This is a genomic window from Desulfurispora sp. (assembly GCF_052744395.1).
Map to the genome: position 1 here is coordinate 58,783 of NZ_JBRAJI010000010.1, position 14,758 is coordinate 73,540.

13 protein-coding genes, 1 tRNA gene and 1 rRNA gene are annotated in these 14,758 nt (G+C 54.2%); 2 read left to right on the forward strand and 13 right to left on the reverse strand.

Annotated elements, in window-relative coordinates:
* Window positions 1–14 precede the first annotated feature (14 nt).
* The 4 genes from gltX to ACUVTU_RS04435 form a co-directional block, all read right to left on the reverse strand.
* Complete coding sequence (gene gltX, locus ACUVTU_RS04420; RefSeq protein WP_445888747.1) at window positions 15–1,478, reverse strand: glutamate--tRNA ligase; 1,464 nt, start codon at window positions 1,476–1,478, stop codon at window positions 15–17.
* Window positions 1,479–1,610: 132 nt separating this feature from the next.
* Window positions 1,611–2,786: a 2-C-methyl-D-erythritol 4-phosphate cytidylyltransferase gene (gene ispD / locus ACUVTU_RS04425; protein WP_445888748.1), complete on the reverse strand. Its 1,176-nt coding sequence runs from the start codon at window positions 2,784–2,786 to the stop codon at window positions 1,611–1,613.
* Window positions 2,779–3,903, reverse strand: coding sequence for a PIN/TRAM domain-containing protein (locus tag ACUVTU_RS04430; RefSeq protein ID WP_445888749.1), 1,125 nt, complete (start codon window positions 3,901–3,903; stop codon window positions 2,779–2,781). Before ACUVTU_RS04430 ends, ispD begins: the two co-directional genes overlap by 8 nt.
* Window positions 3,904–4,093: 190 nt before the next feature.
* Window positions 4,094–4,570 (reverse strand): CarD family transcriptional regulator, encoded by a 477-nt coding sequence (locus ACUVTU_RS04435; protein WP_445888750.1) that lies wholly within the window; start codon window positions 4,568–4,570, stop codon window positions 4,094–4,096.
* Between the two features lie 208 nt (window positions 4,571–4,778).
* Here ACUVTU_RS04435 and ACUVTU_RS04440 point away from each other — a divergent pair, with 208 nt between their 5' ends.
* A complete protein-coding gene (locus ACUVTU_RS04440) occupies window positions 4,779–5,177 on the forward strand; it encodes a DUF1573 domain-containing protein (protein WP_445888761.1) in 399 nt (132 codons plus the stop codon).
* Between the two features lie 40 nt (window positions 5,178–5,217).
* Here ACUVTU_RS04440 and disA read toward each other — a convergent pair whose 3' ends face one another.
* The 8 genes from disA to ACUVTU_RS04480 all read right to left on the reverse strand — a co-directional run bounded on the left by disA (window position 5,218) and on the right by ACUVTU_RS04480 (window position 13,788).
* Entirely contained in the window at window positions 5,218–6,279 is a 1,062-nt protein-coding gene (disA, locus tag ACUVTU_RS04445) for a DNA integrity scanning diadenylate cyclase DisA (protein ID WP_445888751.1), read from the reverse strand.
* Between the two features lie 49 nt (window positions 6,280–6,328).
* The gene (gene radA / locus ACUVTU_RS04450) at window positions 6,329–7,699 is read right to left on the reverse strand and encodes a DNA repair protein RadA (protein WP_445888752.1); all 1,371 of its coding nucleotides are present in this window, start codon (window positions 7,697–7,699) and stop codon (window positions 6,329–6,331) included.
* Between the two features lie 117 nt (window positions 7,700–7,816).
* Window positions 7,817–10,276 carry an ATP-dependent Clp protease ATP-binding subunit gene (locus ACUVTU_RS04455; protein WP_445888753.1) on the reverse strand — a complete coding sequence of 820 codons (2,460 nt, stop codon included), beginning with the start codon at window positions 10,274–10,276 and terminating at the stop codon, window positions 7,817–7,819.
* Between the two features lie 61 nt (window positions 10,277–10,337).
* The gene (locus tag ACUVTU_RS04460; RefSeq protein ID WP_445888754.1) at window positions 10,338–11,405 is read right to left on the reverse strand and encodes a protein arginine kinase; all 1,068 of its coding nucleotides are present in this window, start codon (window positions 11,403–11,405) and stop codon (window positions 10,338–10,340) included.
* A gap of 14 nt (window positions 11,406–11,419) precedes the next feature.
* The gene (locus ACUVTU_RS04465) at window positions 11,420–11,932 is read right to left on the reverse strand and encodes a UvrB/UvrC motif-containing protein (RefSeq protein ID WP_445888755.1); all 513 of its coding nucleotides are present in this window, start codon (window positions 11,930–11,932) and stop codon (window positions 11,420–11,422) included.
* A gap of 62 nt (window positions 11,933–11,994) precedes the next feature.
* Window positions 11,995–12,552, reverse strand: coding sequence for a CtsR family transcriptional regulator (locus ACUVTU_RS04470; protein ID WP_445888756.1), 558 nt, complete (start codon window positions 12,550–12,552; stop codon window positions 11,995–11,997).
* A 219-nt stretch (window positions 12,553–12,771) separates the two neighbouring features.
* Window positions 12,772–12,846: transfer RNA gene (locus ACUVTU_RS04475), tRNA-Asn, on the reverse strand.
* Between the two features lie 162 nt (window positions 12,847–13,008).
* Window positions 13,009–13,788, reverse strand: coding sequence for an enoyl-CoA hydratase/isomerase family protein (locus ACUVTU_RS04480; protein ID WP_445888757.1), 780 nt, complete (start codon window positions 13,786–13,788; stop codon window positions 13,009–13,011).
* Between the two features lie 209 nt (window positions 13,789–13,997).
* Between ACUVTU_RS04480 and ACUVTU_RS04485 the strand changes: the two genes are divergently transcribed.
* Window positions 13,998–14,426: a universal stress protein gene (locus ACUVTU_RS04485; protein ID WP_445888758.1), complete on the forward strand. Its 429-nt coding sequence runs from the start codon at window positions 13,998–14,000 to the stop codon at window positions 14,424–14,426.
* Window positions 14,427–14,568: 142 nt separating this feature from the next.
* Here ACUVTU_RS04485 and rrf read toward each other — a convergent pair.
* Window positions 14,569–14,684, reverse strand: a 5S ribosomal RNA gene (gene rrf, locus ACUVTU_RS04490).
* Between the last annotated feature and the right edge of the window lie 74 nt (window positions 14,685–14,758).

Here is a 14,758-nt window from a genome sequence, read left to right on the forward strand (position 1 = left end):
CTCTCCCTGCCTTTCTAAATTTTGATCTTACCGGCCCGGACCAGACGCTGCAGAGCGCGCTGCGGCCCCAGAGCGGGGATGAACTGGTGCAATTCGGGGCCATGGGTGCGCCCGGTCAGAGCCACCCGCAGCGGTACATATACTTTTTTGCCCGGCAGTCTCAGTTCACCGGGCAAAGACTTCAAGATGGTCCTGGCCTCTGTCTCGTCAATTTCTTCCCTGCCGGCCAGCTTATCCGCCAGACCGGCCAGCACGCCCGGTACATGCTCACCGGTCAGAGCCTGGCGCGCCTCCTCATCCGCCGGCTCTACGCTGTCGGCAAAATAAAGCGGCAGGTGCAGCTCAATCTCCGCCAAACAGCTCAAGTAAGGTCGCACCGCTACCATAAGGCGTTTGAGCCGGCGCATATCGGCAGCCGTAGGGTTGGCCGGTGCACAGCCCGCCTTTACCAGATAAGGCAAAGCCAGCGTGGTCAACCGGTCCAGGTCGGCCTGGCGGATATAGTGCCCGTTCAGCCAGTTCAACTTATCCAGATCAAAGACGGCCGGATTTTTGGCCACACGATCCAGAGAAAACATGGTCTTGATTTCTTCCAGGGACAGGACCTCCTCTTCTCCACCCGGTGACCAGCCCAGCAAAGCCAGGAAATTGACCAGAGCCTCCGGCAGATAGCCCATTTCGCGGTACTGCTCTATGGAAGTGGCGCCGTGTCGCTTGCTCATCTTGCTGCGATCCTGACCTAAAATCAACGAAACATGAGCAAACTGCGGACAGGACCAGCCCAGCGCTTCATAGATCAATATTTGCCGCGGCGTATTGGAAAGATGTTCTTCCGCCCGAATGACATGGGTTATACCCATTTCATGATCATCCACCACTACGGCAAAATTATATGTGGGGATGCCATCAGATTTGACTATAATAAAATCACCAATACCTTCACTTTCGAAATGTACCTCTCCCCGCACCAGATCATCCACAGTAAGCACCCGCCCCGCCGGCACGGCGAAACGCACCACCGGGCGGCGTCCCTGAGCCAAAAACACCTGTTTTTGCTCCCCGGATAGATGCCGGCAGCGCCCGCTGTAAACCGGAGTTATCCCCCGGGCCAGCTGGGCTTCCCTTTCGGCAGCCAGCTCCTCTTCCGTGCAAAAACAATAATAAGCCTGCCCGCTCCGGAGCAGTAAATCGGTATACTTCCGGTATATCTCCAGGCGCTCGGTCTGGCGGTAAGGAGCGTGCGGTCCGCCCACCTCGATACCCTCGTCCCAGTCCAGACCCAACCAGCGCAGCGAGGTCAAAATCTCCTGCTCGGACTGGCGGGAGCTGCGATCCAAATCGGTATCCTCCATACGTACAATAAACTTGCCGCCGTAGCGGCGGGCAAAAAGCCAGTTAAACAGGGCCGATCTGGCCCCACCAATATGCAACGGTCCCGTCGGGCTGGGTGCAAAACGCACCCTTACAGGTGCTGACAAAGCTAATTCCTCCTGCAATGACAATTTTCGCCCCTTATTATATCACCTTGTAAATTTTAGTGGCAACCTTTTCAATCTCCCGGCCCGGTATGCGTCAAAATTAAGGACAGTCCGGCGGACTGTCCTTAATACCTAGACACTAGATAACAAAACCACGGCCTGGGCAGCGACGCCCTCCTCCCGGCCGGTGAAGCCCAGCTTTTCTGTGGTTGTCGCCTTGATGCTTACTGCGCCCCGCTCTATCCCCAGGGCGACAGCTACATTTTCGCGCATATATTCAACATAGGGCGCCAGACGGGGAGCCTGGGCCACAATTACCGCATCCACATTACCCACCCGGTAGCCGGCCGCATCCACCAACCGCCCCACTTCTTTCAAAAGCAACAGGCTGGAAATGCCGCGGTATTTTTCGTCAGTATCCGGAAAATGGCGACCGATGTCACCCAGGGCTGCTGCCCCCAGCAGCGCATCCATGATCGCATGCAGCAACACATCGGCATCGCTGTGCCCCAGCAAACCCATCGGCCAGGGCACCGCCACCCCCCCCAGCACCAGCGGGCGCTCCGGCACCAGGCGGTGGACATCATATCCGGTACCCACTCGCATGATGTTCATCTCTCCCTGTTGAAGCAGCGCACCGGCAATCTGCAAATCGTCCGGTGTGGTTATTTTTATATTGCGATAGGATCCCGGTACCAGCTTCACCGCCAGCCCCAGCCCCTCCACCAGCGAGGCGTCGTCGGTAGCCCGCTGCAGAGCCTCTTCACTGACAGCATAGGCCCGCCGCAGCACATCTACAGCAAACGCCTGCGGCGTCTGGGCCAACCACAGCCGGTCGCGGGGAGGAGTGGATTGAATCAAATCACCATTGACCTGCTTAACAGTATCCTTGACCGGCACAGCCAGCACTGCTGCTCCGTGCTCCACTGCCGCCTCCAACACCCGGCTGATATCAGACAGCTCCACCAGCGGCCTGGCCCCGTCATGCACCAGAACATGGGTGCAGTCCCCGGGCAAGGCAGCCAGACCTTTTTGTACTGAAGCGGCACGGCTGCTACCGCCGGCGGCCAGCACCAGCCGGCCGGCTTGTTGGTCCAGTTGCCATTCTGAAACCAGTTCTTGATAATGTGCCAGTTTACCGGGAGATACTACCACCACACAGCCCGCAATTGCGGGATGCTGCAAAAAAGTCTGCAGCGTGCGTACCAGCACCGGCCGACCAAGCAGCAGAGATAGCTGTTTGTCCCGACCAGGCCCCATGCGCGTACTGCTACCCGCAGCAGCGATCACAGCCCAGGCCCTAACCAAGTAACTTCACCTCACTGCCAGCACCATTTTCCCGCTGCTGGCGAGGCCGGGCAAAGATCATCCGGCCGGCCGCAGTCTGCAGCACGCTGGTCACCAGTACACTGATGGTTTGGCCCACATATCTTTTACCATTTTCCACCACAATCATGGTACCGTCATCCAGATAACCAACACCCTGCCCCGGTTCTTTACCCTCTTTTACCAACTGCACCGTCATTTCCTCACCGGGCAGTACAACCGGCTTCACGGCATTGGCTAATTCGTTGATATTCAAAACCGTGACACCATGCAGTTCGGCCACCTTGTTTAGATTATAGTCATTGGTCATGATTTTGGCCGACAATTTCTTGGCCAGCTGAACCAGCTTGGTATCTACTTCGGCGTTTGCGTCCAGCCCGCGCACATTTTCGTATATTTGCACCTTAACCAGGGATTCTTTGCGGATGGTGTTGAGCACATCCAGACCACGGCGGCCGCGATTGCGTTTCAACACATCGGCCGAATCGGCGATGTGCCGCAGTTCCTCCAGCACAAAAGCCGGCACCAAAAGCACTCCTTCAATGAAACCGCTGGCACAAAGATCAGCAATGCGGCCGTCAATAATCACACTGGTATCCAGGATTTTAATGTTGCTGGCCCTGGTCTCCCGCACCGGTTTATCCCGGTTCAACCTGGCCAGATTGGCAAAAAAGCCGATGATATCCTCGCGTTTCTTGACAAAAAGCACCATCCCGGTATAACCCAGCATGATCGTGGTCAGGATCCAGATCACACGGCCGATAAACCCCAGGTAGGAAAGAATAGAGCCAAGCAGATTGGCGATAATAAGACCTAGAATAAGACCAATAGAACCCATAATGATATCCTGGGTGGGTGTTTTTTGCAAATATTGCTCAATAATGGCTATCAGCGCCCCGGCACCGCGCATCAACCATGGAGCCACCAAAAAACCCACCAGCAGACCCAGCAGCGCTCCCAGCACGGCGACGCCCAGCCCCAGTTCCACCGAATGCTGCGGCAGAGCAAAAACTTGCTGCCGGGTCAAGTAGTAACCCAGGGAAGCGCCGGTGGTAACAAAAACCATCACCAGGAAAATATGGACAATTCTCTTCAGCACTGTTTCACCCCCTTTCCCGGCTAAAAATATTCTGTACCAAATATTATTAACAAATAAATTATTTCTATTATATGGGTAGTATAGCAAAACCTGCAACACTTAAAAAAAAAGCTGTCCTGATACCCGCAGCGATTATGACCAAATCTCAGCGGATACAAACAAAAAACGCCAGTATAAAACTGACGTTTGTTCAGGATATGGCTCCATCAACCAGGGAGCGGGCTTTTTCCTCCTCCAGCTCGGTAGCCAGAGCTATTTCACTGACCAGAATCTGGCGCGCACTCTCCAGCATGCGCCGTTCACCGGAAGAAAGCCCTTTTTCTCTTTCCCTGTCCCGCAGATTGCGTACGACCTCGGCGATTTCGAAGATATCGCCCGTCTTGATCTTCTCCAGATTGGCCCGGTAGCGGCGGTTCCAGTTGGTAGACATGCCAGTGCCCCGCGTGTTTAAAATATTAATAACCTTGTTTACACCATCCCGGTCAATCACTTCCCGGATACCTATTTGCCGGCAGTTATTCACCGGGATCATCACCTTCATATCCCCTACTGGCAACCGCAGGACGTAGTATTGCTTCTTTTCCCCCAGCACTTCCTGCTCTTCAATGGACTCAATCACACCAGCTCCATGCATGGGATAAACTATGCGATCGCCAACCTTATACATCACCGGCCCCCTTCCAGACAAGCTCAGCACATGGCTATTATAACACAAACCTCATCAATTGTCAAAATAAAAGGTAATTTTAGCATACCATTAACAAGGTGTCAACATCTTTTTAAAACCAGCGGCTGTTTGACAGGACAAGCCTGTTAGCCTTATAATTTACAAAGATAGAAATTACAAACAAATCCAGGGAAAGGCTGTGAAACCGTTGCTGAAAGATATTATTTGCGATGAATTTCAAATTACGGTTTCCGAGCTGCTGGTAGTCAGTCGCAGCATTCTGGATTTACTGGGCCGCCTGCAGGAAATAAGTGCCCGTCTGACCCGCCACTTGACCCGGGCTGCCACTACGTGCGGATGCATCAAAATTACCGCCTGCAAGCAGGATTTACCTCCCGAAATTCCTTACAGCGAACTGAAGAGCCTGCTAGACACCCACATCAACGGCCAGCTCTGTGAAAACTGCCGGGAAAATATCGAAACCTGCCTCGGCCAGATGCTGTTCTACCTGGCCGCCATCTGCAACCACCTGGATTTGAATCTTTACGACATCTTGCTGAAGGAATATAAACAGATGAAGTTGCTGGGACATTACAAGCTGGCCTGACCATGCCCAGCCACCTGCCAAAAAACAAGCGGCTGGTCCTTTAGACCAGCCGCTCCTGTTTGAGCAATTCCCGACACTTGCTCAATCCTTCCTTAATGGATCGGGCCCGCACTTCTCCAATACCCTCCACAGCATCCAGCTCACTGATGGAGGCATTGAGTATATGCTGTAACGTGCCGAACTCGCGCACCAGGTTTTCAATCACCGGCACGGGCAGACGGGGTAACCTGTCCAGAATCCTGTAACCACGCGGCGAAACGCTCTGGTCCAGCACACTGCTGTTGCCCGGATAGCCCAGCGCCCGGGCGATCAGGGTCAGATCCAGCAAATCCTCTGCCGGCCAGCTCCCAATCATGGCCATGACACTCTCCGGAGTTTTCTCACTCCCGGCAACACAGTAGTCCTTTATGATCAAAAGGCCGGTTTCCCGCACATCGGCCACCAGTTCCTCCATTTGCATGGTGATCAAGCGGCCTTCCACACCCAGCTCGCTGGTGTACTTTTCTATTTCCTTGACTACCCGAAGCACCATTTCCACCCGCTGAATGGCTCTGGTCACCTCGTGCAGAGTTACGGCATCCTCAAACTCCAGCACGGACAAATTTTTCAGCACATCGTCCAGCACCGAGCGATACTTCTCCAGTGTCTGGATGGCCTGATTGGCTTTGGCCAGAATTACCCCAATATCCCGCAACACATATTTAAGCGAACCCTTGTAAACGGTAATTACACCCCGTCTCTGGGAAATGGAAATGACCAGCGAATCGGTCTGTTTGGCCACCCGCTCCGCCGTACGATGGCGAATTCCGGTTTCACTGGAGGGAATACTCAGGTTGGGAATGAGCTGTGTATTGGCGGCAATAATCCGGCGGGCATCGGAACTCAAGATAATGGCTCCATCCATTTTGGCCAGCTCGTACAAATTGGCCGGTGAGAACTCGGCATTGACCGCAAATCCGCCTTCAGCAATTTCCATTACTTCCGGGCTGTCGTTAATCACAATCAATGCTCCGGTCTTGGCCTTCAGGATATTTTCCAGCCCCTCGCGCAGGGCGGTACCGGGTGCCACAATCCGCAATACCTTGAGCAGTTTATCTTCCATAAACTCAACTGACCACCCTAACAATACTCATACTATCACTATCTATACCCTATCCCGCAGCAAAAGCGATTTCCAGCGCTTCACCCAGGGTAAATACGGGAAAAACCTGCGCCCGCGATATCTCGGCCTGCAAACTATCCAAATCAGCGGCCGCCGGCAGCAAGAACCGGGTAAACCCAAGCCGCACCGCTTCCCCAACCCGCTGCTTGATCCCGGCCACCGGTCTGACTTCTCCGGTCAACCCCACTTCCCCCACCGCCACCAGTTTTCTGCTCACCGGACGCTCCCGGTAGCTGGAGGCCAGAGCCAGGGCCACGGCCAGATCGATCCCGGGTTCCAGGAGACGGACTCCCCCCACGGCATTGACATAGGCATCCAGACCGCCCAGTTGCAATCCCAGCCTTTTTTCCAGTACAGCCATGATCAGCGCCACCCGGTTGTAGTCCAGACCGGCGGTCATGCGGCGGGGCGTAGCATATCCGCTCTGGCAAACCAGCGCCTGCAGTTCCACCAGCAGCGGCCGGGTACCTTCCATTGTGGCTGTAACCACCGCGCCGGGCACACTCCCCTGCGGATGGTCCATCAAAAAAAGCGCCGACGGGTTGTCCACTTCCACCAGACCCTGCTGGTGCATCTGGAAGATACCAATCTCATTGGTCGAACCAAAACGGTTTTTCACGCTGCGCAGCACACGGTAAGTCTGATGTCTTTCACCTTCAAAATAAAGCACCGTGTCCACCATATGCTCCAGCACCCGCGGCCCGGCCAGAGCCCCTTCCTTGGTCACGTGACCCACCAGAAATACCGCCACCTGCTCCTGTTTGGCCAGATGCATTAGCTGCCCAGCACACTCGCGCACCTGCCCCACACTGCCCGGCGCCGACTCCAGGGCCGGACGGTATACAGCCTGGATGGAATCCACAACCAGCACGGCCGGGCTGAGCAGCCGCACCTGATGCAGAATATTGTCCAGATCATTCTGGGCCAGCAGGTATATCCTGCCATCAATACCCAGACGGCTGGCCCGCATGGCCACCTGGCTGGCCGACTCCTCGCCTGAAGCGTAAAGAACCGGCAAATCGCTACCGGCCAGCCGCCCGGCCACCTGCAAAAGCAGGGTAGACTTGCCAATGCCTGGATCTCCTCCTAACAACACCAGGCTGCCGGGAACTATACCTCCCCCCAGTACCCGATCCAGTTCTCCCATCCCGGTTGACCAGCGTTCCTCCGCCCTCCGCGGCACCTGGGAGAGCAAAAACACCTCCACCGGGGACGATGAGCCGGTTCGCTTCTTTTCGCCGGCACCGGGCACAATCTCTTCCACCAGGGAGTTCCAGTTGTTGCAGGCCGGACAGCGTCCCAGCCAGCGCGCGCTCACATAACCGCACTGCTGGCAGAGATATCTGGTTCTGGTAGCCATATATATACCCCATTCTATCCCAGGGGAGTAAAACCGCTCTAATAAGCCATAACATTATAACAAATTTTTACCATAAAGAAAAGTGCCCGCCCGGACGGGCGCACACTTTTCTTGTCACTAACCCTGTTTTTCCACCCTGTCTACCACAACACTACCATCCCCGGCCGCCAGGCGCACCCGGTCTCCTGACCGGAAGGTACCTTTGAGCAGTTCTTCTGAAAGCCGATCCTCAACCAGACGCTGGATGGCGCGGCGCAGCGGCCTGGCCCCGAAGTTTTCATCATAACCCTGTTCCACCAGCAGTTCATACAAACTTTCCGCAAAATCCAGCTCGAGGTTGTGTTCAGTCATCCGCCGGCGCACATCTTCCAGCATCAGCCTGACAATTTGCTTGATATGCTCCCTGGTCAGAGCATGGAAAACAATGACCTCATCAATGCGATTCAAAAACTCTGGCCGGAAGGTGCGGCGCAGTTCCTCGGTCACCTTGTCTTTCATAGCCTCGTAATTCTGCTCCTGCTCCTGACCCGCCGCCTTGAAGCCCAACCGGCTTTCCCGGCGAATAGTCTGCATGCCCACATTGGAGGTCATAATGATTACCGTATTGCGGAAATCTACCGTGCGCCCCCTGGAATCGGTCAACCGACCATCCTCCAGAACCTGCAACAAGACATTGAAGACATCGGGATGTGCTTTTTCAATCTCGTCCAACAGCACTACTGAATAGGGCCGGCGACGCACAGCTTCGGTGAGCTGACCACCCTCATCATAGCCCACATATCCGGGCGGCGCCCCCATCAGGCGGGAGACAGCATGTTTTTCCATATACTCACTCATATCCAGGCGCACCATGGCCTCTTGGTCATTGAAAAGGGCTTCGGCCAGGGCCCGGGCCAGTTCGGTTTTACCCACTCCGGTAGGACCCAGAAAGATAAAGGAACCTACCGGCCTTTTGGGGTCTTTTAGACCGGCTCTGGCCCGCCGTACGGCCCGGGCCACCGCCTTGACGGCCTCCTCTTGTCCTACCACGCGCTGATGCAGCACCTCTTCCAACCGCAACAGGCGTTCTGATTCTTCCTCCGCCAGTTTGCGCACCGGTATGCCTGTCCAGGAACTGGCAATCTGCGCTATATCCTCGCCGCTCACCGTCAGTTCCACACCGCTCTGCCGCTGCCGCCAGTTCTCCCGGATACTCTCCAGCTCTTTCTTGAGCTGCTGCTCCGTATCGCGCAACTGCGCCGCTTTTTCAAATTCCTGGCTGTTTACGGCAGACTCTTTTTCCTTACGCACTTCCTCCAGCTTTTTTTCCAGGTCCTTCACATCGGGCGGCGCCGTAAAAGCCTGCAAACGCACCCGGGAAGCCGCTTCATCCATCAGATCGATAGCCTTGTCGGGCATGAAACGGTCGGTGATATAACGGTCGGCCAGACGCGCCGCCGCCTCCAGCGCCTCATCAGTGATACGCACACGATGGTGCGCCTCGTATTTATCCCGCAGACCCTTTAAAATGGCTATGGTTTCTTCCACACCGGGCTCTTCCACCATGATGGGCTGGAAGCGCCGCTCCAGTGCCGGATCCTTTTCAATATGCTTGCGGTACTCATCCAGCGTGGTGGCCCCAATACACTGCAGTTCACCGCGGGCCAGCGCCGGCTTCAAAATGTTGGCCGCATCCATAGCCCCTTCGGCGGCCCCCGCCCCGATGATGGTGTGCAATTCATCGATAAAGACAATAATATTTCCGGCCTGAATGATCTCGGCAATAACCCGTTTCAGCCGCTCTTCAAACTCGCCCCGGTATTTGGTTCCCGCCACCATGGAAGCCATATCCAGGGTTACCACCCGTTTTTCCAGCAAAATCTCGGGCACATTGCCCGTCACAATGCGCTGCGCCAATCCCTCGGCTATGGCTGTTTTACCCACTCCGGGCTCACCAATCAGCACCGGGTTGTTTTTGGTCCGGCGGCTCAAAATCTGGATGACTCGTTCAATCTCTTTCTCTCTGCCCACAACTGGATCCAACCGTTCCTGTCTGGCCAGTTGAGTCAAGTCCCGACTGAACTGTTCCAGCAAACCGTTCTTGGCACTTACCTGGTGGGGACAGGTGTGCCCCTGCGGTGCATTTCCTCCACCCTGAGGAGATACGCCACCCAGCATTTGCCCCAACACCTGCCACAGCTTTTCCGGACCAATTCCCATACTGGCCAGGACCTGGGCGGCCACGCCCTCCCCTTCCCGGATCAGGCCCAGCAGCAAATGCTCGGTTCCCACATAGTTGTGCCCCAAACGACGCGATTCTTCCACCGCCAGTTCCAGAACCCGCTTGCCCCGCGGCGTGATCATCACCTGCTCCACCGGCACGGGCTGCCCTTTGTCAACCATCTGTTCCACCTGCTGGCGGACCTTATCCACATCGACTTGCAGGGCCTGCAGGGCCCGGGCAGCCACACCTTCACCCTCTCTAAGCAAACCCAGCAGTATATGCTCGGTGCCTACAAACGGAGAACCCAGGCGTACCGCTTCCTCCTGGGCCAAATGCAGTACTTTTTGAGCTCGCTGTGTAAACTTGCTGTACATGGAAAACCCTCCTCGCGACAGCCTTTACAGCCATCAAAATTACCATGGATAATACCGTCTGCTACGCCTGTGGTTTAAGGCGTTCCCGGATCAATTGCGCTCGGAACACATCCCGCTCCAGTGTGGTCAACTCCCTCCCGGCCAGCTTGAGCAAAAATGCCGGCCTGGTCTGCACCATCAGCCCGGTAACCAGCGAGAGAGGGATGTAATCAACAATCTGCAGGCTGATACCCAGACGCAGCTCGGATAATAGGCGCATAGCTTCTTCCGAGGACATAATCCGGGCATGGCGCAGCAGGCCATAGGCCCGGCAAATCCGGTCTTCCAGTTGCTCACGCATCTCTTTGAGCAAAGCCTGCCGGGCCGCCCGCTCGCTGGCAATAATCTGCCCGGTAATACTGAGCAAGTTGGCGATAATATCTTCCTCGGTCAGACCCAGAGTCACCTGGTTGGAAATCTGGAACATATTGCCAGCTGCCTCGGTGCCTTCCCCGTAGAGACCGCGTACGGTAAGCCCCAGTTTACCAATACTGGCCAGGACACCCTTGATCTGGTTAACCATCACCAATCCGGGCAAATGCAGCATCACCGAAGCGCGCATTCCCGTGCCCACATTGGTCGGACAGGCTGTCAGGTAGCCCAGCTTTTCATCAAAGGCATACTCCAATGTTTTTTCCAGAGCATCATCGGTTCGGTTGATAATTTGCCAGGCTTCGCTGAGTTGTAATCCGGGCAGCAGACACTGCAGACGCAGGTGATCCTCCTCGTTAACCATAATACTGACCACTTCTGCCGCATCCAGAACTACAGCTTTAAACTCCGGCTTATTCAGCAAATCCGGACTAATCAAATGTTTTTCGACTAGTATCTGTCTTTCCGCCGCTGTCAATTCCCCCAGGCGCACCAATTCCACCTGTCCCAGGCAACGCCTTACTTCCTGGTGCCCCACGGAATGGGCCACTGCCTGCAGCACCTGCTCTGCATCACCAGCGGACATCAGATGCGGGAATGGCAGAGCAGCCAGATTGCGTGCCACCCGCACCCGACTGCTGACCACCACATCACTGTCCGGACCACTGCCGTCCATCCACTTGCTGAAAGGATTGGTTACCGCTGTACGAATACTCAAGGTCGCATCCCCCTTTAGGCCAGTTCCCGTTCTTTGTCCCTGATCATATCCCGCAGAGCAGCAGCCCTTTCGAACTCTTCCCTCTCCACTGCCTCTTTCAGCTGCTTTTTCAAACGCTCAATCTCCTTGAGCAAACGCACCTTTCCCCCCGTCCTTTCGGGAACTTTACCAATATGTCCAGTATTGCCGTGCAACCGGCGAAATACATCCTCCAACCGGCGGGCAAAGGTCCGGTAACACTCGCTGCAGCCCAGCAATCCCTGCCGGGCAAATTGCATCTCGCTCAGTCCACAGCGGTGACACTGCAGTCCCTGGTTTACTGCCGGTTGCTGGCTCTGCGCCGTAAGATGCGGATGGAACATGCTGGCCAGCAAATTGTGCAAATTCATCTGCGGCAGAAAACCGAAACTGCCGGCCTGAACCTCCCGGGCACAGACCTCGCAGAGGCGCAGCGTCCGCTTGTTGCCATTGATAATTTCCGTAAAGTGTATCGTAGCCGGTCTCTGTTTGCAGCGTTCACACTCCATAAATTATCCAACTCCTTTCCTCGACACCGTTTAAACAGAATACGGCCCACGGCTTCTCCGGACTACTCTTCCTGCTTCCCGGATTGATCTTCTCTTTGGCTTCCTCCCTGACCGGCAGGCCGATCGCCAGCGGCTTGCCCCCGCTGGTGCTCTCTTTGCTGGTTTTGCAGCAGGGCTATCAGCATGGCTTTGATCAGATTGGCCCGAATAATATCCCGCCCGGGCAGCGCCATACTCAGCACCTCCCGCTGACAGACCGCCCGCATCAAAGCGGCCTCCCGCCGGGTGATTAAATTTTCTTCCTCCAGGCGGCTAATCAGGTGCTCGGCGCTTTGCTGCGATATTTCCTGGCCGATCATGCGCTGCAGCTTGAACAGCAAATTGTTCTGCCTCTCCAGCGGTAAACGAATAATGCGTACATACCCACCACCCCCGCGCCGGCTTTCCACTACATAACCTCGCTCCAGGGTAAAGCGGGTGGTCAGCACATAATTGATCTGCGAAGGAACACAGCGAAACTTTTCCGCCAGTTCACTGCGCTGGATTTCAATCTGATTTTGCCTGCTCCGCTCCAGCAACTCACGCAAGTACTTCTCAATTAAATTGCTGATATTGGACATATAATTTCTTTCACCACCATCCACACCCATCTGATATTGACTATTATTGACTATATTTTGACTATGATTGACCTACGTTGCAACCCTTATTAATTATCATTATGGCAGTTTAGAGCAATTTTATTCACTACTACGCTCCCGCAACCACCATTCTTCATTTTTTTGCACCAACACACGAACAAAAAACAACCCCTTCCGCCTGTCAGCAGAAGGGGTAAATGGCTCCCCGAGCAGGATTCGAACCTGCAACCTACCGGTTAACAGCCGGTTGCTCTACCGTTGAGCTATCGAGGAATGCATCAACTATTACCGTGAGTAATTTTATCACTGAGCCTGAGCCAAGTCAATAGCAGGCAGACTGGCAATTTTTCTAATTATCAGGGCTGCTGTTGCTCTGAGGCAGTTTTTGCTGACAGCAGCCCTGTTTTCTATTTCTTAGACATAATTGCAGCTTAATCATTTAAAAGCAGGGGGTCTTTTCTGGATAAAGGCAGACACTCCTTCCATAAAGTCACTATCCGACCAGGCCATCAGCTGCAGAGACGCTTCCACCTCTACCTGAGCCGGCAGATCATTAGAAAGGCTCATTTTCAGCATCTTCTTGATATACCGCAGTGCCCGCTGCGGACCGGCGGCCAGTTTACTGGCCAGTTCTAAAGTATACGGCATCAGTTGCTCCGGCTCCACCAGATGGTTGAATAAGCCCAATTCGTACGCCTGCCGGGCGTCCAGCAGAGAGCCGGTAAGCATCAATTCGGCAGCCTTATGGTAACCCAATTTGCGCGGTAAGTACCAGGAGGCAGCCGTATCCGGCACGGCCGCAATATGCACAAAGTTGGGCGCAAACCGGGCCTGCGTGGAAGCAACGGCCATATCACAGGCCAGCACAACCGCCGTACCCGCCCCGGCAGCTACACCATTGACTGCAGCAATAATAATTTTTTCAAATCCCGCTAAAGTTATAGCCATTTCATTGGCCAGATCCAGTATTTCCCTCTTTTTAATATTGTCATCCGCAGCCCTGAGCCAGGCCAGATCACCACCTGCTGAAAAAGCCCTGCCTGCACCGGTCATTACCAGAACCCGCACCTGCTCATCCCGGGCCGCCATGTGCACAGCCTGACAACATTCCAGCACCAGCTGTTTGTTAAAGGCATTAAAGCTCTCCGGGCGGTTGAAGGTTAAAACAGCAACCTTACTATCCCTTACTTCATAGTTAATGGTCTGGAACTCCATATCCACCCACATCCTTATTAATGAATTACTATTCACTCATGTTTATTTGACAGACTGCCTCTATTATCCTGCTGTTAATTACCATAAGTATTTGAAATTTCTTATTACAGCGAAAATCGAGGATAGTTATTTTTTTCACTTTTATTAAATTCCGTGCTTTAGTTTTGGTAAAAGTACTGGTAGAATAAGTATCAGGAGGTGACCCCAAAATGTACAGGAAAATCCTTGTACCTGTTGACGGTTCGGACAAGTCGTTCAAAGCAGCTCACCATGCCGCAAAAATAGCAGAAAAAATGGATGGTAAAATTACCCTATTCCATGTTCTGCCCCAGCCACCCTCATATTATATGCGTTCGGTCGACAACATCCATCAGATCATTCTTCACGAGGCCGAGAAATATGCCACCGAGGTAATGCAGGCCACCAAAGAACAACTGGCCGGATTTCCAATAACAATCGAATGCCAGACGGTCATTGGACACGCAGCCGATGAAATTTGCCGCAAAGCACGCGAAGAAAATTTCGACTTAATCGTGATCGGCAGCCGCGGACTGGGTGAACTGGCCGGTTACATCATGGGCAGCGTCAGCAATCGCGTGGTCAGACACGCCCCCTGTCCGGTACTGGTGGTTAGATGATCCTAATGCTATCAAGCCATGCCAACCGTCGATAGTGGAATAAAATTTCCCTTCATCGCAATTAAGTTTGTTCCCGGTGAATTGTTGCAAAAATAGAAGCAGGCTACATTAACCATTCGGTTAATATAGCCTGCTAAAATTATTGCGGCGGCGACCTACTCTCCCAGGGGTCAACCCCCCAGTACCATCGGCCCTGGAGAGCTTAACTGCCGTGTTCGGGATGGGAACGGGTGCTGCCTCTCCGGTATGGCCACCGCAAATCGGTCGTCAGTCTTCAGTCGTCAGTATGAATGTTTTTCTTTTGGGTCAAAAGTATGATTATCAGGCATCAG